The sequence below is a fragment of the Cupriavidus sp. 01L43 genome (genome assembly GCF_056399925.1).
On sequence record NZ_JBFTSH010000015.1, the window covers coordinates 1 to 20,569 of the forward strand.

Here is a 20,569-nt window from a genome sequence, read left to right on the forward strand (position 1 = left end):
GTCGAACTCATCGTCGGCGCACATGCCGTAGACCTCGGAGGTCGACGGGAACACCAGGTGCTTCTTGTACTTCACGGCCGCGCGGACCATCGGCAGGTTGGCTTCGAAATCGAGCTCGAACACGCGCAGCGGGTGACGCACGTAGGTGGCCGGGGTGGCGATGGCCACCAGCGGCAGCACCACGTCGCACTTGCGGATGTTGTACTCGATCCACTCCTTGTTGATGGTGATGTCACCTTCGAAGAAGTGCATGCGCGGATGGCTCACCAGGTCGCCGAGGCGGTCGGAGGCCATGTCCATGCCGTAGACCTCCCAGTTGGTGGTCTCGAGGATGCGGCGCGTGAGGTGATGGCCGATGAAGCCGTTGACACCAAGAATCAGGACCTTTTTCATCGGTTTTCCTCTCTGGACTGTGCAGTTGCGATGATGGATTGAAGGGCAGAAACGGTAACCGGCGCGGCGTGATCGGCGGAGGCGCCTTCCAGCAGCGTACGGATATGCAGCATGCCGCCGTCGCCGCAGACGGCGACGATGCGGTCATCGATCACGCGCAGCCCCTGGGGCTGCAGCGGGACCGATGGCAGGGCAGGGATACGGCGCGCGGCGGCCACGATCAGGCGATGGCCGTCCAGCTCGGTGAACGCGCCCGGGTAGGGCGGCGCCACCGCGCGAATCAGGTTGTAGACGGCGGAGGCCGGCTGGTGCCAGTCGATGCGACCGTCCTCGGGCTTGCGGCCCGAGAAGTAGCTGCCATCGGCCAGCCGATTGGGACGCTTGGGCGTATGGCCGCTCATCATGGCCGGCAGGGCGCGCCAGAGCGTCTGCTCGGCGGCGACGGTGACTTTCTCGAAGACCTCGCCGGCGGTGTCGTCGGGCAGGATCGGCACGGCGGTCTGGTCGACGATATAGCCGGCGTCCGGCTTGGCTTCCATCGCGTGCAGCGTGGCGCCGGTCTCGGTCTCGCCGTGGATCACCGCCCAGTTCACCGGCACGCGGCCGCGATACTTCGGCAGCAGCGAGCCATGCATGTTGAATGCGCCCTGCGGCGCGATGGCCAGCACCTCGGCCGGAATCATCGCCCGGTAGTAGAACGAGAAGATGACATCGGGCCGGGCGGCGCGCACGGCCTCGGCCAGTGCCGGGTCGGTCGGATCTTCGCCGTGCAGGAAGGGGATGCCCAGCTCCACGGCGGTATCGGCCACGCGGCGGAACCAGATGTTCTCGTCGGGCCGGTCACGATGGGTGATCACCAACGCCACGTCCACGCCCCGCGCGTGCAGCACGCGCAGGCAGCGGTCGCCAACGTTGTGGTAGGCGAAGACTACCGCGCGCACGATTCCTCCACGGCGGTCTGGTCCGCCGGCGTCCGGAGCGGGTCACGCTCGAGCACGGCCTGGATGCGGTAGCGCGGGCGGTCGCGCACTTCCTGGTAGATCCGGCCCACGTATTCGCCAAGCAGGCCGATGCCGAACAGCATGATGCCGACCAGGAAGAAGTTCAGGGCGAACAGGGTGAACACCCCCTGCACTTCCGAGCCGAGCAGGAAGCGCCGAATCAGCAGCACGACGAACAGGCCCGCCGAGGAGATCGACAGCAGCGTGCCAATCGCCGAGAACCACTGCAGCGGCACGATCGAGAAGCCGGTAACGAGGTCGAAGTTGAGGCGGATCAGCTGGTAGAGCGAATACTTCGACTCCCCCGCGAAACGCTGCTCGTGGCCGACCTCGATCTCGACCGGATTGGACGAGAACGTGTACGCCAGCGCCGGGATGAAGGTGTTCACCTCGCGGCAGGCGTTGATCGTGTCGATGATGTTGCGGTCATAGGCGCGCAGCATGCAGCCCTGGTCCGTCATCTTGATCTTGGTGATGCGCTCGCGCAGCTGGTTCATCGCGCGCGACGCATAGCGCCGGAACGCCGTGTCGTTGCGCTGGCGGCGAATCGTGCCCACGTAGTCATGGCCCTCGCGCATGGCGGCCACCAGGCGCGGGATTTCCTCGGGCGGGTTCTGCAGGTCCGCGTCCAGCGTGATGACGATGCGCCCGCGCGTGTGCTCGAACCCGGCCAGGATGGCCATGTGCTGGCCAAAGTTGCCGTTGAACAGCACCACGCGCGTGACGTCCGGACGCTTGTGGAACTGCGCCGCCAGGATCTGCGGGGAGCGGTCATGGCTGCCGTCATTGATGAAGATCAGCTCGTACGACTCGCCCATGGCGTCCATCGCCGGATAAAGGCGATCGAACAGCGCCTGCAGGCCGTCCTCCTCGTTGTAGACGGGGACGACGACCGAGACCTCGACGGGGCTTAGAGAGAAAGGCGTTTGCATGTTTCGCTGAGAGTTGCGCATACCCGCTCCACGTCGGTGGCATGCATGGCAGGAAACAGCGGCAGCGTGACGATGCCGCGTCCGATGCGCTCGGCGTGGGGCAGCATGCCTTCGCGCCAGCCGAGTGAGCGGTAGTGGGTAAACAGGTGGATGGGCGGATAGTGGACACCCGTGCCGATGCCTTGCTCGCGCAGCGCCTCCATCACGTGGCGGCGCGCTTCCGCCGGGCCGCCGCGCAGGCGGTCCGTGGGCAGCACCACCTGGAACATGTGCCAGTTGGTGGTGGCGCCGGCGGGGTCCAGCGGCAGCGGCAGCTCGATGCCGAGATCGGCCAGCCCCGTGTCGGCGGCGCAGCGGAAGTAGGTCTCGGCCAGCGCGGCGCGCTTGGCGGTGATGGCGTCCAGCTTCGGCAGCTGCGCCAGCCCGATGGCGGCGTTGACGTCGGTCAGGTTGAACTTGCCGCCGGGTTCTTCCACGTCCATGCCGTCCATGCCGGTGCGGATCACGCCTTGCAGGCGCAGGCGCTCGGCACGCAGGGCTTCCTCGGGCGAGTTCAGCACGAGGCAGCCGCCTTCGATGGTGGTGATGTTCTTGTTCGCCTGGAAGCTGAAGCTGGCCAGGTCGCCGAACGCGCCGATGCGCTGGCCGCGCCAGCGGGAATCGATGGCCTGGGCGGCGTCCTCGATCACGCGCAGCTGGTGCTTGTCCGCGATGGCGTAGAGCCGGTCCATGTCCACGGGCAGGCCGGACAGGTAGACCGGCATGATCGCCCGCGTGCGCGGCGTGATGGCGGCCTCGACGGCGTCCAGGTCAAGGTTGCGGGTGCGCGGGTCGATATCGACGAACACCGGGCGGGCGCCCACGGCGAGGACCACGTTGGCCGTGGCCACCCAGGTGATCGGCGTGGTGATGACTTCGTCGCCCGGGCCGATATTGGCCACGCGCAGCGCGATCTCCATCGTGGCGGAGCCGTTGGCGAACGTCCGCACCGGCCGGCCGCCGAACACATCGGACAGCGCCGCTTCAAACGCCTGCATCTTCGGGCCGGAAGTGATCCATCCGGAAGCAAGCACCTTGCCAACCTCGGCAATGGTCTCGGTGTCGATCTCGGGCCGCACGAACGGCAGGAAGGGCTGGGCTGCGGTAACGGTCATGGTTCTTTGTGGGGCACGGGGGCTCAGGCGCGTACGCTCAGGATCGTGCAATCAGGAAGACTCCGGCCAGTATCAGCAGGATGCCGGCTACGCGCAAGGGACCAATCATCTCGCCGAACAGCCACCACGCCGCCAGGGCGTTGACCACGTAGCCCAGCGACAGCATGGGGTAGGCGATGGACACGTCCACGCGCGACAGCCCGACGATCCACACCGCCACGCTGACCACGTACAGCGTCAGGCCGCCGATCACCGGCCATTGCGTCAGCACGCGGAACGCGGTGGTGAACAGCGTGGCGCGGTCCAGCGTGATGGCGCCCACGGCATTGGTGCCGGCCTTGAGCAGCAACTGCGCGGCGGCGTTGAGCATCACGCCGGTCAGGATGAAAGCGAAAGTCGAAAGCGTCATGACGCGGGCTTGGGTTCCGGAGTGCCTGCCGGTGCCGGGGCACCGGACGGCGGAAAGTTGCTGACCACGACGCGCCGGCTATCGCGCGCCACCACATGCATCGGGACCTGCCGTGCCGACAGCTCGTCGTAGAGGCTCGGGTCCATGATGCCCAGCGCGGGCTGGCCGTCGCGCCAGCGCGCGATGAACTGGTCCAGTGTGGGAATCCACTGGTCCGGGGCCTGCTGCACGCCAAATTCAAGCTCATCGGGCTCCTCCACCATCGTCAGCGGATGTCCCAGGTAGAACGGCAGGGTATGGTCGAGTACCCGCACGCCGTACAGGGGCATATCGTCTTTCAGCACGGCACGGATGGCGGGCACCAGATCCACGCCGGACGCCCGCCGGCCCATCACTTCATGGCCCATCAGGCCGATGGTGCAGGTCAGGAACATCGCCAGCGCACACGCCGTGATGCTGGGGAACAGGCCCCTTGACTGCAACAGCTTGCGCGCCAGTATCGTGCCGCCCAAGAGTACGGCAAACGCGACGCCCGTGTACACGGCAAACGTGCGGAAGACCTCGTTTGGATTGGACGGGCGATGCAGCGTGGCCACATACGGCGTGGCCAGCAGGCCCACCACGGCCAGCGCCATCAGCGCGTTGACCTGGCGTTGCCAGGAGCGCTCGGTGATGTCGTCCAGCGCCACGCCGGCCAGCATCGCCAGCGCGGGGAAGATCGGCACGATGTAACCGGGCAGCTTGGAGCCGGACATGCTGAAGAAGACGAAAATCGCCACGGCCCAGATCAGTGCCATCAGCGCGGGCTGGAACGGCTTGCCGCCGGCCCCGCGCGCGGCCCCGGCGCGCTCGCGCACGGCGGTCCACATGCGCGGCGTCAGGCCCAGCCACGGCAGGAAGCCCAGCAGCAGCAGCGGCACGAAGTAGAACGGCGTGCCCTTGCGCGCATGCACGGTGGACGTATAGCGGTCCCAGTGCTCGTGGATAAAGAAGAAATGGGGGAATTCGGGGTTGCGCGAGGAAATCAGCCAGAACCACGGCACCGTGACGACCAGCATGACGACGATGCCGGACACCAGATGCAGGCGCCGCCACAGCGCCAGATCGCGCGTGATCAGCGAGTAAACCACGAGGACCAGGCCCGGCAGCGCGATGCCGACCAAACCCTTGGTCAGGATGGCGACGCCCATGGCGACCCAGCAGGCCAGCATCCAGCCGCGCCGGGCGGCGGGCGTGGCGTCCGGATGCTGGGCAAGCATCATGCAGGCCAGCACGCACGCGAGCGCGCCGGACAGCGTCATGTCGAGGGCGTTGAAGTGGCCGGCGATGCTCCACATCGGCGCCGCCAGCAGGGCCAGCCCGGCCAGCAGGCCGGCACGCGCGCCGAACCAGCGCGTGGCGGCGAGCACCGTGACGCCCAGCCCGAGGATGCCCGAGAGCGCCACGCACAGCCGCGCCTGCCAGTCGCCCACGCCGAAAGCCTCGTAGGCCAGCGTGGTGACCCACATATGGAACGGGGGCTTCTCGAAGTACTTCAGGGCGTTGTAGTGGATGGTCACCCAGTCGCCGCTGGCGAACATCTCGCGCGAGATTTCCGCGTAGCGGCCTTCGTCCGGCTTCAGCAGGTGCCGGAAGTCGAGCGTGCCGAACCAGACCAGCAGGATTGCGATGACGACCAGGGCAATCATGCCGACGGGTAGCCCGGCATAGCGCGAGGGCGTGGAACTACGCATAACTCTCCTGAAATGGCCGGCGAACCGGAAGCGATGTGGCCCCGGTTGTGCAGCAGACACCACACAACGCCGCAGGGCCGGATTCGGTGGACACGCATTCCCCGCCGCGGTGAGAACCTCGCGGAAGGGCAGGGGTTCCCCTGGAACGACCGGCCATGGCCGATTTGCTCCCCCGTCCGGTCGCCAAATTGGCGCGCAATGTTAGCACGACGCGCCGGTGCCGCCGCCGGCCAGGATTCCCCATGTGCCGGATTCGCGTAATACTGGCGGCTGCACCGCGCCACGATCAGTCCCGGCAGGCCGGTTTGTCGAATCCTCAGGAAACTACGATGAAAACGGCCCTGATGTCCGGTCTCTGTTTCAGCCTGCTCACAGTGGCGAATGGAGCACATTCACAGGCATCGGAGCCGACTGCCGAAATCGCCCAGATTGCTCAGACCGCCCCGGCCGCCCCGGCCGCCCCGGCCGCCGACGCCGCGCCCGTGGCCGGCATGTCCCCCGTGCCCATGCCGGCCGGTGCAGCCTTGTGCGACGCCCCGTGGTTCCGCTCCGGCTCCCGCGTGCAGATGGAAGGCGACGGCGAGATGCCGATGTCGATCACCATGACGCTGCGCGAGGTGATGCGCACGGCGCGCGGCTGCAGCGCCCAGCTCGAAGTGCGCTCCAAGTCGGCGCTGTCGGCGCTGATGGGCCCCCCGGTGGTGATGGACCAGGTGCACGAGATCAATATCGACCGCAGCAGCGCGACCATGCGCACGCGCATCGACAGCCGCAACGCGGTGATCAACGCCCGGGCCCGATATGCGCGGATGTTCGGCGAGGCGTCGTTTACGGGTAGCGGCGTTTTCAACTATGCCGGCGTGGAGATCAAGGAGGGGGCGATGCTCGAGGGCGAGACCTTCCAGTCGAGCGTCTCGCTGAAGATCTATCCGCTCGGCGCCGACGAGGTGGTGGGCACGATGCAGGCCCTGCATGCGTCGATCATCGTCGGCTCCCGCATGGTGGGGCGACGCCAGATGATCAATACCGTGATGGGACGCAAGGAGTGCATGCCCATCACTTATGAGAAGCGCACCTCGCTGGGCCCGTTGATGGTGGGCGACGAGATCCTGCAGCTGGAGCCGAGCGTGCTGCACGTCACCGACTGGTACTGCCCGATGGAGGCCTTCGTGCTGCGCACCGAAGTCCGCCAGAACAACAAGGTCCAGCGCGTGGACGTGACCGGGCTGGAAATGCTGGACCCCGAGGCCCCGGCGGAGCGCTGACACCCGCATCCGGCCAATAAAAAACCCCCCAATGTCTTGGGGGGTCTGTTTCCGCACGGGAAGATCCGTGACCGGCCAGCGGCCAATCAGTTGCCCTGCGTGGGCTTCTTGGTGGTCTTCTTGGTCTTGTCCTTCTTCGGCTGGCCCGACTGATCCACCAGATCCGCACGGGTGCTCTTGTTCGCGCCCTGGCTGTACGGGTCGAACTTGTCGCCGGACTTCGCACCCTGGCTGTAGGTGTCGAATTTCTCGCCGGACTTCGCGCCTTGCGAGTACGGGTCGAACTGCTTCTTGTCCTGTGCGATGGCCGCCACGGAGGCGGTAGCAAGGCCCAGCGCAACTGCGGTGGCGATGATCTTGTTCATGGGATCTCCTGAGTGGTGCCGCCTTCCGGCGGTTCGCGTTGTGCGGGCTTACCGGCCAGTAAACAGCATGTCAGCCCGCTCGGGCCAGTGTGTCCAAGGCCGGTGAAGCCGTCAACTCAGGGGTTTTCCGGGGGCGGCAGCGCGGTGCCGCCCCGAGATGGATGCCGAAAAGTGCTTATTCGGTCACGGCGTCAGAGGGGTGCTTCCAGGCCTGTGTGACCTCGGCGGAGGGCGCCAGCGCGAGGTTGGTGCCACGCGTGCCAATCGGCTGCTGGAACCAGCGCTTTTGCAGCGCGACCACGTCCGGCGTGGCGAAGGTGCCCGCCAGCGCCTGATCGACCAGCCGCTTCCACTCCGGGTCCGCCTTGGACATCATCAGCGCGTTCTGCTCCACCGACAGCGCCGGGCCGACAATCACGAACTGCGACGGATCCTTCGACTTGGCGCGCAGCCCGGCCAGCAGCACATCGTCCATGACGAAGGCCTGGGCGCGGCCCGTCTCCAGCAGCAGGAACGACTCGCCATGATCCTTGGCGTAGACGTCCCGATAGCCATAGTCGGCCTTCAGGCGTCGCACGTGGCGGTCGCCGGTGGAGCCGGCGCTGGTCACCACGGTCTTGCCACGCAGATCCTCGAGCGACTTGATACCCGAATCGGCCCGTACCAGCATCCGCACCGTGGATACATAGTGCGAAACGCTGAACGCCACCTGCTTCTGGCGCTCCAGCGTATTGGTATTGGGCGCGCAATCGAGGTCGACCAGCCCATTGACGACGGCCGGAATGCGGTTCTGCGGCGTCAGCGGTAGCCAGCGCACCTTGATCTCCTTCAACCCGGCCTTGACGCGGGCGGCCTCGGCGGCACGCAGGCAGAGATCCACCGCATACCCGGCCGGCTGGCCCTTGTCGTCGGCAAACGAGAACGGCAACGCCGATTCCCGATAGCCGAGCGTAATCGTGCCCGTCTCGCGAATCTTGTTGAGAACCGGGCTATCGGCATGGGCGACAGCAGGCGCCACTACCCCGGCGAGCAGGGCAGCAGCGGCAATCAGGCGTTGCAGGGACGAAAACGAGGCAAACGGCGACATGGGATCCGAGGGTGCTGACGAAAGCGGCAAGGGTATACCCCGGGCCTGCGGCGCAGGAAGGATATTCTCGTCATAAGCAAATGCCCGGTTTTGGGGAATGGGCCGCGCTACGTCAGCCGGGAGCTGTCGCAGGCCATCAACGCCCAGACCACCGCAAACGGGAGCGCACACAGGACGCGGGTCCGCATGCGGGTGCGCCTGGCCAGCAGGGACCAGAGGGCGAGGGTGCTGGCGGTCCATGCCGCGGCGCACGCGACCAGATAGTTTTGCTGTGATTGATAAGCCCACATCGAAGCCGCCGGGCCTTCCGAGCCAAATGGATATTCGTGCGGCGCGGTCCACGCGCTAACCTTGTTACACCCGTAACGTTTGACCCCCATCCGTCCCTGCACCAACAAGGTACAATCCCGCACCTTTGTATCGTTCTCATAACAAATGGGCACCCGTCCTTCTCGTTTGGCGTGCATTGACGCGCTGAAGGCGGTCAGCTCACAGCTGATCGTGTTGCACCATCTGGCCTTCTACGGGCCGATGTCCGATGCCGCGCACGCCCTTGCCCCGGGGCTGATTGGCTGGCTGGCCGACTATGCGCGCATTGCCGTGCAGGTCTTTCTTGTTGTCAGTGGTTTCCTGGCCGCGCGCAGCCTGGCGCCGGGCGGGATTCTGACGGCCGCGAATCCGCTGGGGACCATCTGGCGCCGTTATCAGAAGCTGGTGGTGCCGTTTGCCGTTGCCATTCTCGTGGCGATTGCCGGGGCTGCGCTGGCGCGCACCTGGATGACGCATGACTCCATTCCGGCCGCCCCGCACTTGGCGCAGTTCGTCGCGCATCTGCTGCTGCTGCACAACATTCTCGATGTGGACGCGCTGTCCGCCGGCGTCTGGTATATCGCCATCGACCTGCAACTGTTCGCCTTGCTCGTGATGGTGCTGTGGGTGGCGCGCGCGGCGCCGCGTCGGCGCCTGCCGTGGGGCATGGCGCTGGTGGGTGCGCTGGCCGTGGCGTCGCTGTTCTGGTTCAACCGCGACGCCAGCTGGGATATCTGGGCGATCTATTTCTTTGGTGCCTATGGCATGGGCACGCTGGCGTACTGGGTGTCGAACCCGGGGCGCTCGCCGATGGCGCTGATCCTGCTGGCCTCGCTGGGCGTGGCGGCGCTGGTGGTGGACTTCCGGCTGCGCATCGCGGTGGCGCTGGCCACGGCGCTGCTGCTGGCCATCTCCCGGCGCGGGGACTGGCTGGAGCGCTGGCCCGGCGGCCGTCTGGCGGATCTCTCGGCCTATTTCGGCAAGATTTCCTATTCGGTCTTCCTGGTCCACTTTCCGGTTTGCCTGGTAGTCAATGCGGCGGTCTCGCACCTGGCGCCGGGGCAGCCCGTGCTCAACGCACTGGGCATGGGGGCCGCCTGGGTCGCCAGCAATCTGGCCGGGGCGGTGTTCCATCGCTATGTGGAATCGGTCGATGTCCTCCATGTGTTGCGCGAGGCGATCTGGCCGGCGCGTGAAAAGTCGGTCACTTCCGAGGCCTGATGCGGGCCTTAGCGCCTTAGCGCTCTCAGCTGTATGTCGGCACCAGCGCCTTGCGGGCGGCCGGGTCCTCGATGACCCGGCGCCAGTCCGCGGGCGCCCCGTGCGACATCCCTCCCACGGGCACCATGCCCGACACCTTGCCGGACGGCAGCACACACCGCACGCGCGGCCCGGGTGCGCGCTGGGCCTCGCCGGCCTGCGCCGGCACCGTCACGCAGGACGCAGGCAGCGGGCTAGCCGATGCCGCATGCGCCGCCACAGGCGCCAACACGCTGAGGGATGCGGCGACTGCCGCTAAGGCGGATAGTAATTTCATGATGTTCTCCATGCTGTGGCTGGCCCCGTCTGGGGCGCGATGCAGCCAGTATGGAAAATGCCTGTCGACCTCGACATAGCCGAAATCCTAAATTGACCCCATCGCCCTGATGGTGCCCACCGCCTCGCCTTGGCGCGGGCAACGCACTGCCACGGTGCGTTCGGCGCAACACCTACCGTAACAACCCCACTTGGGCGATGGCACGAACGTTGCCTAGTATGGAGATACAAACCTGACCATTTGGTCAGGATTCCAGATACCGGGGCATCCGGGGAAGAGGCTGTCATGTCCGATCACATCGTCCTGACCTCGCACGCGCGCCGCGACAAGCCGGCCGAGCCGATCCACTGGGGCGCCCCCACGGCGGCCGAGCGGGGACCGGTCATCGCCAGCCTCACGGACCTCACGCGCCGCAACGTGATCGGCACCCACGCCGGGGCCTATGCGATCTATCGCGCGCTGGCGGTGGCCTCGGGCAGCCTGCAGCGCGCGCATCGGCCGGATTTGACCGACACGGCGCCGGCCGAGTCCATCGGGCCCCATGCCCAGTGGGGCGATCCGGACAAGATCGTCTCGCTGGACCCCTGGGGCCACCTCGTTTCCACCGTCTTCGCAGACCGCATCGCCGCCGGCGTGGACATCCGCCCGACCATCGCCGTCACGCGCGCCCATATCAATATGCCGGAGCTGACGGCGGCCATCGCCGCTGGCCGGCTGGTGCCCGATGGCGAGATCCTCTATCCCAATGGCGATGTGCGCGTGACCAAGGCCGCCGTGGACCCGGTCTGGTACCTGCCGGGCCTGGCGCGGCGCTTCAATATCAAGGAAAGCATCCTGCGGCGCAGCCTGTTCGAGCAGACCGGCGGCATGTTCCCGGAACTCGTCACGCGGCCTGACCTCAAGGTCTTCCTCCCCCCCATCGGTGGCATGACGCTCTATTTCTTCGGCGATGTGGCCAAGCTGGGCCAGCCGGAGACCCGCGTGGCCTGCCGCGTGCACGACGAATGCAATGGCTCGGATGTGTTCGGCTCCGACATCTGCACGTGCCGGCCCTATCTGGCGCACGGCATCGAGGTCTGTATCGAGATGGCGCAGCAGGGCGGCGTAGGCCTGGTGGTCTATAACCGAAAGGAGGGCCGCGCGTTGGGCGAGGTGACCAAGTTCCTGGTCTACAACGCGCGCAAGCGCCAGGTGGGCGGCGACCGCGCCGAAACCTACTTCGCGCGGACCGAATGCGTGGCGGGCGTGCAGGACATGCGGTTCCAGGAACTGATGCCCGACGTCTTCCACTGGCTGGGCATCCGGCGGATCGACCGCTGGGCGTCCATGAGCAATATGAAACATGGCGCGCTGACCGCGCAGGGCATCGAGGTGGTGGAGCAGGTGGCCATTCCCGAGGCGCTGATCCCGGCCGACGCGCGCGTGGAAATCGATGCAAAGGTGGCGGCGGGGTACTTCACGCGGTACACGCCGCCGGACGCCGACGAACTCGCCCTGGCAAAGGGCAGGGGGTTGAACGAATGAACCAGCATCCCGAAGGAGGGCAGGACGCACGGATCGATGGCGATGGCAGCGGCTGGCACACCCCGGTGCCGCCGGACCATCCCGCCTCGGCGCTGTTGAGCGCGGAGGCTGTGCGCAGCCGGTGCGCCATCGTGACGGAATACGTGGCGGCGGGCGAGTCTGCGCTCTTTACTTGGCATCCAGACCGGGTGCACGCCGTGGCGGACTACGTGGCGGCCACCATCCGGCGCCGCTACCGCGACCTCAAGGTGCCGTATCACAGCCGCTGGCGCCATTTCGAGAGCGGCGGTCCGGGCGAGGAAAAGCTCGACCGCTGGCAGATCCTGTGCGAGCGGGCGGGCATGTCCGGCGCCGATCATTGCGAGGAACGCGCGCGCATCGGCATCGACCTGGTCATCCCGAGCGTGCTGCTCGATGCCGGTGCCGGCCCTGACTGGCGCTACCGCGATCCGGCCAGCGACCTGATGCTGACCCGCTCCGAGGGGCTCGGCGTGGCCAGCTTCGATCTCTTCGCGCGCGGCGGCTTCTCCGCCGAGCATGGCGACCCCTTGCGTGCCGATGGCGAGCGGCTGGCGCGCATGGACGCCTCGACCATCGCCACCGCTTTCCAGGTGGCCGCGCACAACCCGCTGGTGGGGCTGGAAGGCCGCGCCGGCCTGCTGCGCCGGCTGGGGGAGGTGGTGCAAGCCACCCCGGCCGTCTTCGGCACGCCGGCCCGGCTCGGCAATCTGTACGACTACTTCGCCAAACATGCCGTCGATGGCCGCATCGAGGCCAGCTTCGTGCTGCGCACGCTGCTGGTGGCGCTCGGGCCGGTCTGGCCGGGCCGCGTGCAGCTCGATGGCATCTCGCTGGGCGACTGCTGGCACCATGAAGCCGCGCCCGACGGGCTGGTGCCGTTTCACAAGCTCACCCAGTGGCTGACCTATTCGCTGCTGGAGCCGCTTGAGGACGCCGGCCTCACCGTCACCGGGCTGGACGCCCTGACCGGCCTGCCCGAGTACCGCAACGGCGGCCTGCTGTTCGATTTCGAGCTGATGGTGCCGCGCAACCCCGATTTCGCGGCGGGCACGCACACGGTGGATGAGCCGGTGATCGTGGAATGGCGTGCGCTGACCGTGACCGGGCTCGACCTCGTGGCCGAAGGGGTGCGGCAGGCGCTGGGCGTCACCCAGGAGGATTTTCCGCTGGCGCGGGTGCTGGAGGGCGGCACCTGGGCCGCGGGCCGGCGCATTGCCGCGCAGCGCAGGCCGGGCGGCACGCCCCCGTTCGCGATCCAGAGCGACGGCACGGTGTTCTGACGAGAGCCTTTTACCACCCACGTTTTTGCAGGCAGCCGGGCGCGGCGGGCCAGTGGCCCGTCGTGCCTGATGAAACCAGCGAGTCGACCCAAGGAGCGCACCATGAATGACCTGTCCGCCGTGCCTACGGCCGCGCAAGCCATTGCCGATACAGAGACGTCGCCGTCAGCCATGGTGATGGTGGTCAATCACCCGCTGGTGCAGCACAAGGTCACGCTCGCGCGCAGCGAGGAAACGACTACCGATAACTTCCGCCGCCTGGTGCGCGAGATCAGCCAGCTGCTGACCTACGAGGCCACGCGCGACCTGGCGATGGAGACCATCGCCATCAAGACGCCGATCGCGCCGATGGTGTCGCCGGTGCTGTCGGGCAAGAAGCTCTGTCTGGTGTCGATCCTGCGCGCCGGCAACGGCTTCCTGGACGGCATGCTCGACCTCCTGCCCGCCGCGCGCGTCGGCCATATCGGGCTCTACCGCGACCCCGAGACGCTGGAGCCCATCGAGTACTACTTCAAGATGCCGGAAGACATCCACGAGCGCATGGTGATCGTGGTGGACCCGATGCTGGCCACGGGCAACTCCGCCATCGCGGCACTGAACCGGCTCAAGGAGGCCGGCGTGACGACCATGAAGTATGTCTGCCTGATTGCCTCCCGCCCGGGGCTCCAGGCGCTGCGCGCGGCGCACCCGGACGTGGCGATCGTCACGGCGGCCATCGACGAGCAGCTCAACGAGCACGGCTACATCGTGCCGGGCCTCGGTGACGCCGGCGACCGGCTCTACGGCACGAAGTAATGGACGCGCTGGTCGCGCCCGCCGCCCGCGAAGCGGCGGGCCGCATTCGACAGGAAAACGAGGCGCTGATCCTGCGCGCGGCGGAATACGTGTTCGCCCGCGCGGGTTTCGCCGGGGCGACGATGGCCGACATCGCCCTGCGCGCCGGCGTGCCGAAGTCGAACCTGCACTACTACTTCCGCACCAAGCAGGCGCTGTACCGCGCGGTGCTGGCCCATACGCTGCAACTGTGGCTGTCCGAGACCGACATCATCAGCGTCGACTATCCGCCCGAGGTGGCGCTGGAGCATTACATCCGCGCCAAGATGCGGCTCTCCGCCAGCCACCCGGACGCCTCGCGCGTGTTTGCCAACGAGCTGCTCCATGGCGCGCCCGAGATCGGTGGGGTGCTGCGTGAGGCACTTCGTGAGTTGGTGGCGCGCAAGTCGGGGGTGATCCGCGCCTGGATCGCCGGCGGGCAGATGGCGGCGGTGGACCCGCAGCATCTGTTCTTCACGATCTGGGCCGCCACGCAGACCTATGCCGACTTCGAAACCCAGATCTGTGCCGTGCTGGGCGTGAAGCGGCTGGACGCCCAGGACTTCCAGCAGGCCACCGAGCATCTGGTGGCCTTGCTGTTGCGCGGCTGCGGGCTCGAGCCAGCGTCCGCCCGCGCGCATGGCATGGCCTGAGGCCGATGCTGGACCAGAAAAAAAGAATTCCAACGCAGTACTCGATCACGCGCAACGACGCGAAAGGGGAGTGAAGTCATGCCTATTGAAAGCTATCGCCGCACCTGGCTGAAAGTGGCGGCGGCGGGGGCCGCGCTGGCGGGTATCGTGGCCCTCGGCGCCACGCCGCTGGCCCATGCCCAGACAAAGGTGAAGGTGGCCGCGGTGTACACGGTGCCGGTGGAGCAGCAGTGGGTCTCGCGTATCCACAAGGCGCTGAACGAGGCCAAGGCGCGCGGCGAGATCGACTATGTGTTCTCGGAAAGCGTGTCGAATGCCGACTACGAGCGCGTGCTGCGCCAGTACGCGGAGCAGGGCTCGGGGCTGATCGTGGGCGAATCGTTCGCCGTGGAGGCCGCCGCGCGCAAGGTCGCCAAGGACTACCCGAAGGTCGGCTTCCTGATGGGCTCCTCGGGCAAGCCGCAGGCGCCGAATTTCTCGGTGTTCGACAACTACATCCAGGAACCGTCCTATCTGACCGGCATGATCGCGGGCGGCATGACCAAGACCAACCACATCGGCATGGTCGGCGGCTATGCGATTCCCGAGGTGAACCGGCTGATGCACGCCTTCATGGAAGGCGCGCGCGAGGTGAACCCGAAGGTGAAGTTCACGGTGAGCTTCATCGGCTCCTGGTTTGATCCGCCCAAGGCCAAGGAAGCGGCCTTCGCCATGATCGACAAGGGCGCGGACGTGCTCTACGCCGAGCGCTTCGGCGTTTCCGACGCGGCCAAGGAGCGCGGCAAGCTGGCCATCGGCAACGTGATCAACACCCAGCCGCAATACCCGGCCACGGTGGTGGCCTCGGCGCTGTGGAACATGGAGCCGACGATTGGCGCCGCGCTGGCCAAGGTCAAGGCCGGCCAGTTCAAGAACGAGGACTACGGCCAGTATTCCTTGATGAAGGTCAAGGGCGCCGAGCTGGCGCCGCTGGGCACCTTCGAGGGCAAGGTGCCGGCTGACGTGATGACCAAGGTCAAGGCCAAGGAGCGCGCCATCCTCGATGGCAAGTTCACGGTCAAGGTGGTGGAAACGGAGCCGAAGTCCACGCCGTAAGGTTGGTTTTACTCCCCTCTCCCGCGTGCGGGAGAGGGGAGATCACCCACGAACATTGAAATGGCATCGCCTCCCGTCCTCCGTCTTTCCCATATCACCAAGCGTTTCGGCCCGCTGACCGCCAACGACGACATTTCGCTCGATCTCCAGCGTGGCGAGGTGCTCGCCCTGCTCGGCGAGAACGGCGCCGGCAAGAGCACGCTGGTCAATATCCTGTTCGGCCACTACGTTGCCGATGCCGGCAGCGTCGAAGTCGATGGCACGACGCTGCCGCCGGGCAACCCGCGCGCGGCGCTGGCGGCTGGCGTGGGCATGGTGCACCAGCACTTCACGCTGGCCGACAACCTCACCGTGCTCGACAACATCCTGATCGGCACTGAGCCGCTCTGGCGCTGGCGCCAGCAGCGCGCCGCCGCGCTCGGGCGCGTGCAGGCCATCGCCCAGCGCTTCGGCCTTGCCGTCCAGCCCAACGCGCGGGTCGGCGCGCTGTCCGTAGGCGAGCGCCAGCGCGTGGAAATCGTCAAGGCGCTGTATCGCGGCGCCCGGGTGCTGATTCTCGATGAACCCACAGCCGTGCTGACGCCCCAGGAGGTGGACAGCCTGTTCACCACGCTGGCGCAATTGATCGCCGAAGGGCTGTCGGTCATTTTCATCAGCCATAAGCTCGATGAAGTGCTGCGTGTATCACATCGCGTGGCGGTGCTGCGCGGCGGCAAGCTGGTGGCGATGCGCGCGGTCGGCGAGACCAGCAAGCAGGAGCTGGCCGAACTGATGGTGGGACGGCGTGTGGAGATGCCGCGGCGCGTGGCCGTCGAGACGCCTGGGGAACTGGTCGCCACCCTGCGCCGCGCCAGTGTGGCGGCGGCCGAGGGCCGCGTGGCACTGCACGATGTCACGCTGGCGCTCCATGCGGGCGAGATCGTCGGCATCGCCGGCGTGTCCGGCAACGGGCAGGTGACGCTGGCCGAGTTGATGAGCGGCATGCTCGCGCCATCGTCCGGCACGGTGACCGTGGAAGGCATCGACCTGCCGGCCGTGCCTCGGCGCTGGATTGCCGCCGGCGTGGCGCGCGTGCCCGAGGATCGCCATGCCGAAGGCGCCGTGGGCGACCTGGCCGTGTGGGAGAACGCGATTGCCGAGCAATTGGGCAACCCGGCGTTCGTGCGCGGCGGGGTGATCCGCAGCGGACCGGCGCGGCGCTTTGCGGCGGCGCTGGCCAAGAAATTCGATGTGCGCGGCGGCGGCATCGACGCCCCCACGCGCACGCTCTCCGGCGGCAATATGCAGAAGCTGATCCTGGGGCGCGCGCTGTCGGTACGCGGCGCGCAGACGCCTCGGCTGGTCATCGCCAGCCAGCCCACCTGGGGGCTGGACATCGGCGCGGTGGCCTACGTCCATCGCCAGTTGCTGGAAGCGGCGGCGGCCGGGGCCGCCGTGCTGCTGATTTCCGAGGATCTCGACGAACTGCTGTCGCTGGCCGACCGCATCGCCGTGATCCATGGCGGACGGCTGACGCCGGCCCGCGCAGCGTCCGGCTGGACGCTCGGCACGCTGGGTCTGGCCATGGCCGGCGCGGACCACGCCGCAACGCACGGGGAGGTGGCCCATGCGGCTTGAGGCACGCACCACGGTCTCGCGCACCGCGCTGGTGGCCGCGCCGTTCGGGGCCATCGTCGCCACACTTGGTATTTGTGCCGTATTGGTCGCCTGGGCCGGCGCGCCGGTCGGCAAGGCGTATTGGCTGTTGCTCGAAGGCGGCTTCGGCTCGCGCTTCGCGTGGTCGGAAACGCTGACCCGCGCCACGCCGCTGATGCTGACCGGGCTGGCCGTGGCGGTGGCGTTCCGCACGCGGCTGTTCAATATCGGCGCGGAGGGGCAGTTGTACCTGGGCGCGCTGGCGGCGGTGGCCGTGGGCGGGCAGGTGGATGGGGCTGCCGCGCCTTGGGCGGCTTCGCTCCCGAACGGGCTGCTGTTCGGCCTGATGGTGGCGGCCGGCTTGCTGGCCGGCGGGTTGCTGCTGCTGGTGCCGGCACTGCTGAGGCTGCGGCTGGGGGTGGACGAGGTGGTCACCACGCTGCTGCTGAACTTTATCGTCCTGCTGGGCGTGTCGATGATGCTGGATGGACCGATGAAGGACCCGCTGGCGATGGGCTGGCCGCAGTCCGTCGCGCTGGTGCCGGAACTCGAACTGTCGCGGCTGCTGGAGCGTTCGCGCGTGCATAGCGGGCTGCTGATCGCCGTGGCGCTGGCCGTGATCCTGTGGGCGGTCAATCGCTTCACGGTGTTCGGCCTGCAGATGCGTGCGGTGGGCGCCAACGCGCGCGCGGCGGCTTTCGCGGGCATGCCAGTGACGCGCGTGACGCTGCTGGCGGCGATGCTGTCCGGCGCGCTGGCGGGGCTGGCCGGCGTGGTGGAGGTGGCGGGGCGCACCGGCTACCTGACGCTCGACATCTCGCCCGGCTACGGCTACGCCGGGGTGGTCATCGCCATGCTGGCTGGGCTGCATCCGATCGGCGTGATCGCCGCGTCGGTGTTCGTGGCGGGCGTGCTGGTGGGCGCGGACGGCATGAGCCGCGCCGTGGGCGTGCCGAATGCCATCGCCGACGTGATCGTCGCCGTGGCGCTGCTGACCATGCTGGTAGCCACGATGCTGACGCGCTACCGCGTGCGGCTCGACCGCATCGGGAGGGCCGCCTGATGGAACTGCTCGATATCGTGAGCGCGGCGCCGTTCTGGGTCGCCGTGCTGCGCGTGGCCACGCCGCTGATCTTCGGCACGCTGGGCGTGCTGCTGTGCGAGCGCGCCGGGGTGCTCAACCTCGGCATCGAAGGGATCATGGTGGCCGGCGCCTTCTCCGGCTGGCTGGCGGTCTACCTCGGCGCGCCGCTCTGGGGCGGCGTGGCGGTGGCGGCGGGCGTGGGGCTGGCCTTCGGGCTGCTGCACGGCTGGCTGACCGTGTCGATGGCGCTGTCCCAGCACGTGGCGGGGCTGGGGGTGACGATGCTGGCCACCAGCGTGTCTTATTACGCCTACCGGCTGAACTTCGCGCAGGTGTCGTCGCCGCCGACGATCACCCCGTTCGCGCCGATGACGTGGTGGGCGCAGGTACCCGTCATCGGTCCCGTGATGGCCGCCGAGACAGCCCTGACGTTGCTGGCGCTGTGCATGGCGCCGCTGATCGGCTGGCTGCTCTATCGCACGCCGCTGGGGCTGGCCCTGCGCATGGTCGGCGAGAATCCGGCGGCGGCGGAGGGACAGGGTATCCGCGTGGCGGCCGTGCGGATCGGTGCGATCATGGCCGGCTCGGCGCTGATGGCCGTGGGCGGCGCCTTCCTGACGCTCTCCGCCTTCAACGCGTTCTTCTTCAATATGATCAACGGGCGCGGCTGGATCTGCGTGGCGCTGGTGGTCTTTGCCTCGTGGCGGCCGGGCCGGGCGCTGCTCGGCGCGGTGCTGTTCGCCGCGTTCGACGCCCTGCAACTGCGTCTGCAACAGGGCGGGGCGAGCCTGCCGGGGCTGCCGCCGCTGCCGTACCAGGTGTACCTGATGCTGCCCTATGTGCTGTCGATCCTGGCGCTGGTGCTGGTGGCGCGCCGCGCGGCCTATCCGCAGGCGCTGATGAAGCCGTACCGCAAGGGCGAGCGCTGATCCGGTCCCATCGCCCCCTATATATATAAGAGAGAGATTCCACATGTTCGACCTGATCCTGCGCCGCTGCAGCCTGCCCGATGGCCGTACCGACATCGACATCGGCATCGCCAACGGCAAGATCGCCGCCGTGGAGCCGCGCCTGGCCGCCACGGCGGGCGAGGAGATCGCCGCCGCCGGCCAGCTCGTCACGCCGCCGTTCGTCGACGCCCACTTCCACATGGATTCGACTTTGTCCTATGGGCTGCCGCGCGTGAACCAGTCCGGCACGCTGCTCGAGGGCATCGCCCTGTGGGGCGAACTGAAGCCGCTGCTGACGCAGGAGGCCATCGTGGAGCGCGCGCTGGCCTATTGCGACTGGGCCGTGGCCAAGGGGCTGCTGGCCATCCGCTCGCATGTGGATGTCTGCGACCCGCGCCTGCTGGCCACCGAGGCGCTGCTGCACGTGCGCGAGCGCGTAAAGCCCTACCTCGACCTGCAACTGGTGGCCTTTCCGCAGGACGGCGTGCTGCGGGCGCCCGGCGCGCTGGACAACCTGCGCCGCGCGCTGGACATGGGCGTGGACGTGGTCGGCGGCATTCCGCACTTCGAGCGCACCATGGCGGACGGCACGGCGTCCGTAAAGCTGCTGTGCGAGGAAGCCGCCGCGCGCGGCCTGCGCGTGGACATGCATTGCGACGAGAGCGACGACCCGATGTCGCGCCATATCGAGACGCTGGCCAGCGAGTCCGTCCGGCTTGGGCTGCAGGGGCGCGTCACGGGCTCGCACCTGACGTCGATGCATTCGATGGACAACTATTACGTGTCCAAGCTGCTGCCGCTGATGCGCGAGGCCGGCGTGGCGGCGATCGCCAATCCGCTGATCAACATCACGCTCCAGGGCCGGCACGACACCTACCCGAAGCGGCGCGGCATGACGCGCGTGCCGGAGCTGCTGGCGGCGGGGGTGCCGGTGGCCTTCGGGCACGACTGCGTGATGGATCCGTGGTACGGGCTCGGCACCGGAGACATGCTGGAGGTCGCCCACATGGGCCTGCACGTGGCCCAGATGACCGGGCAGGACGCCATGCGCGCCTGCTTTGCCGCCGTGACCGAGACGCCAGCCAAAATCCTCGGCATGGACGGCTACGGCCTGGCCCCGGGCTGCCGGGCGGACCTGGTGCTGTTGCAGGCGCGCAATCCGGTGGAGGCCCTCCGCCTGCGCGCCACGCGGCTGGCCGTGCTGCGCGCCGGCAAGGTGGTGGCCCGTACCCCGGCCGCCACCGCCACGCTGACGCTGGACGGCCGGCCATCACAGGTGGATTTCCAGTTGCGCTAAGATTTTTTCGATAGCCTGTTGACAGAGGCCAA

General features: G+C 67.7%; 20 protein-coding genes. 11 read left to right on the plus strand and 9 right to left on the minus strand.

What is annotated here, in order from left to right; all coding sequences use genetic code 11:
* The 6 genes from AC1DP9_RS21410 to AC1DP9_RS21435 form a co-directional block, all read right to left on the minus strand.
* Positions 1-393: NAD-dependent epimerase/dehydratase family protein (locus AC1DP9_RS21410; RefSeq protein WP_477108418.1), on the minus strand; the 393-nt coding region annotated here is incomplete at its 3' end.
* Complete coding sequence (locus AC1DP9_RS21415; protein WP_477108419.1) at positions 390-1,334, minus strand: formyltransferase; 945 nt, start codon at positions 1,332-1,334, stop codon at positions 390-392. The genes AC1DP9_RS21415 and AC1DP9_RS21410, both read right to left, overlap by 4 nt.
* On the minus strand, positions 1,322-2,326 hold the full coding sequence (locus tag AC1DP9_RS21420; protein WP_477108420.1) for a glycosyltransferase: 1,005 nt from the start codon (positions 2,324-2,326) through the stop codon (positions 1,322-1,324). Before AC1DP9_RS21420 ends, AC1DP9_RS21415 begins: the two co-directional genes overlap by 13 nt.
* Positions 2,305-3,480 carry a DegT/DnrJ/EryC1/StrS family aminotransferase gene (locus tag AC1DP9_RS21425; RefSeq protein ID WP_092300732.1) on the minus strand — a complete coding sequence of 392 codons (1,176 nt, stop codon included), beginning with the start codon at positions 3,478-3,480 and terminating at the stop codon, positions 2,305-2,307. Before AC1DP9_RS21425 ends, AC1DP9_RS21420 begins: the two co-directional genes overlap by 22 nt.
* Positions 3,481-3,517: 37 nt before the next feature.
* Positions 3,518-3,889: a DMT family transporter gene (locus AC1DP9_RS21430; RefSeq protein ID WP_092300729.1), complete on the minus strand. Its 372-nt coding sequence runs from the start codon at positions 3,887-3,889 to the stop codon at positions 3,518-3,520.
* Entirely contained in the window at positions 3,886-5,622 is a 1,737-nt protein-coding gene (locus AC1DP9_RS21435; RefSeq protein ID WP_477108421.1) for a glycosyltransferase family 39 protein, read from the minus strand. The genes AC1DP9_RS21430 and AC1DP9_RS21435 overlap by 4 nt, the downstream gene beginning before the upstream one ends.
* A 329-nt stretch (positions 5,623-5,951) precedes the next feature.
* Here AC1DP9_RS21435 and AC1DP9_RS21440 point away from each other — a divergent pair, with 329 nt between their 5' ends.
* Entirely contained in the window at positions 5,952-6,887 is a 936-nt protein-coding gene (locus tag AC1DP9_RS21440; protein WP_477108422.1) for a hypothetical protein, read from the plus strand.
* Between the two features lie 86 nt (positions 6,888-6,973).
* On the opposite strand, the gene AC1DP9_RS21445 is transcribed toward AC1DP9_RS21440, so the two are convergent.
* Positions 6,974-7,252 (minus strand): amino acid ABC transporter permease, encoded by a 279-nt coding sequence (locus AC1DP9_RS21445; RefSeq protein WP_092300721.1) that lies wholly within the window; start codon positions 7,250-7,252, stop codon positions 6,974-6,976.
* A gap of 175 nt (positions 7,253-7,427) precedes the next feature.
* Entirely contained in the window at positions 7,428-8,339 is a 912-nt protein-coding gene (locus AC1DP9_RS21450) for an amino acid ABC transporter substrate-binding protein (protein ID WP_454757777.1), read from the minus strand.
* A gap of 435 nt (positions 8,340-8,774) precedes the next feature.
* Between AC1DP9_RS21450 and AC1DP9_RS21455 the strand changes: the two genes are divergently transcribed.
* Positions 8,775-9,869: an acyltransferase family protein gene (locus AC1DP9_RS21455; RefSeq protein WP_477108423.1), complete on the plus strand. Its 1,095-nt coding sequence runs from the start codon at positions 8,775-8,777 to the stop codon at positions 9,867-9,869.
* Positions 9,870-9,894: 25 nt separating this feature from the next.
* Here the strand turns inward: AC1DP9_RS21455 and AC1DP9_RS21460 are convergent, their stop codons facing one another.
* A complete protein-coding gene (locus AC1DP9_RS21460; protein WP_477108424.1) occupies positions 9,895-10,185 on the minus strand; it encodes a hypothetical protein in 291 nt (96 codons plus the stop codon).
* A 285-nt stretch (positions 10,186-10,470) separates the two neighbouring features.
* Between AC1DP9_RS21460 and AC1DP9_RS21465 the strand changes: the two genes are divergently transcribed.
* From AC1DP9_RS21465 to AC1DP9_RS21505, 9 genes are all read left to right on the plus strand, one after another.
* Positions 10,471-11,709, plus strand: coding sequence for a GTP cyclohydrolase II (locus tag AC1DP9_RS21465; RefSeq protein WP_092300705.1), 1,239 nt, complete (start codon positions 10,471-10,473; stop codon positions 11,707-11,709).
* On the plus strand, positions 11,706-13,010 hold the full coding sequence (locus tag AC1DP9_RS21470) for a URC4/urg3 family protein (RefSeq protein WP_477108425.1): 1,305 nt from the start codon (positions 11,706-11,708) through the stop codon (positions 13,008-13,010). The genes AC1DP9_RS21465 and AC1DP9_RS21470 overlap by 4 nt, the downstream gene beginning before the upstream one ends.
* Positions 13,011-13,112: 102 nt before the next feature.
* Positions 13,113-13,805 carry a uracil phosphoribosyltransferase gene (upp, locus tag AC1DP9_RS21475; protein ID WP_092300699.1) on the plus strand — a complete coding sequence of 231 codons (693 nt, stop codon included), beginning with the start codon at positions 13,113-13,115 and terminating at the stop codon, positions 13,803-13,805.
* Positions 13,805-14,476 carry a TetR/AcrR family transcriptional regulator gene (locus AC1DP9_RS21480; protein ID WP_092300696.1) on the plus strand — a complete coding sequence of 224 codons (672 nt, stop codon included), beginning with the start codon at positions 13,805-13,807 and terminating at the stop codon, positions 14,474-14,476. The genes upp and AC1DP9_RS21480 overlap by 1 nt, the downstream gene beginning before the upstream one ends.
* Before the next feature lie 78 nt (positions 14,477-14,554).
* Positions 14,555-15,571 carry a BMP family protein gene (locus tag AC1DP9_RS21485; RefSeq protein WP_092300693.1) on the plus strand — a complete coding sequence of 339 codons (1,017 nt, stop codon included), beginning with the start codon at positions 14,555-14,557 and terminating at the stop codon, positions 15,569-15,571.
* Positions 15,572-15,631: 60 nt separating this feature from the next.
* Positions 15,632-17,188: an ABC transporter ATP-binding protein gene (locus AC1DP9_RS21490; protein WP_477108426.1), complete on the plus strand. Its 1,557-nt coding sequence runs from the start codon at positions 15,632-15,634 to the stop codon at positions 17,186-17,188.
* A complete protein-coding gene (locus tag AC1DP9_RS21495) occupies positions 17,178-18,269 on the plus strand; it encodes an ABC transporter permease (RefSeq protein ID WP_477108427.1) in 1,092 nt (363 codons plus the stop codon). Before AC1DP9_RS21490 ends, AC1DP9_RS21495 begins: the two co-directional genes overlap by 11 nt.
* Positions 18,266-19,219: an ABC transporter permease gene (locus AC1DP9_RS21500; protein ID WP_092300762.1), complete on the plus strand. Its 954-nt coding sequence runs from the start codon at positions 18,266-18,268 to the stop codon at positions 19,217-19,219. The genes AC1DP9_RS21495 and AC1DP9_RS21500 overlap by 4 nt, the downstream gene beginning before the upstream one ends.
* A gap of 43 nt (positions 19,220-19,262) precedes the next feature.
* Positions 19,263-20,537, plus strand: a complete 1,275-nt coding sequence (locus AC1DP9_RS21505; RefSeq protein ID WP_477108428.1) for an amidohydrolase family protein — start codon at positions 19,263-19,265, stop codon at positions 20,535-20,537.
* The last annotated feature ends 32 nt before the right edge of the window (positions 20,538-20,569 follow it).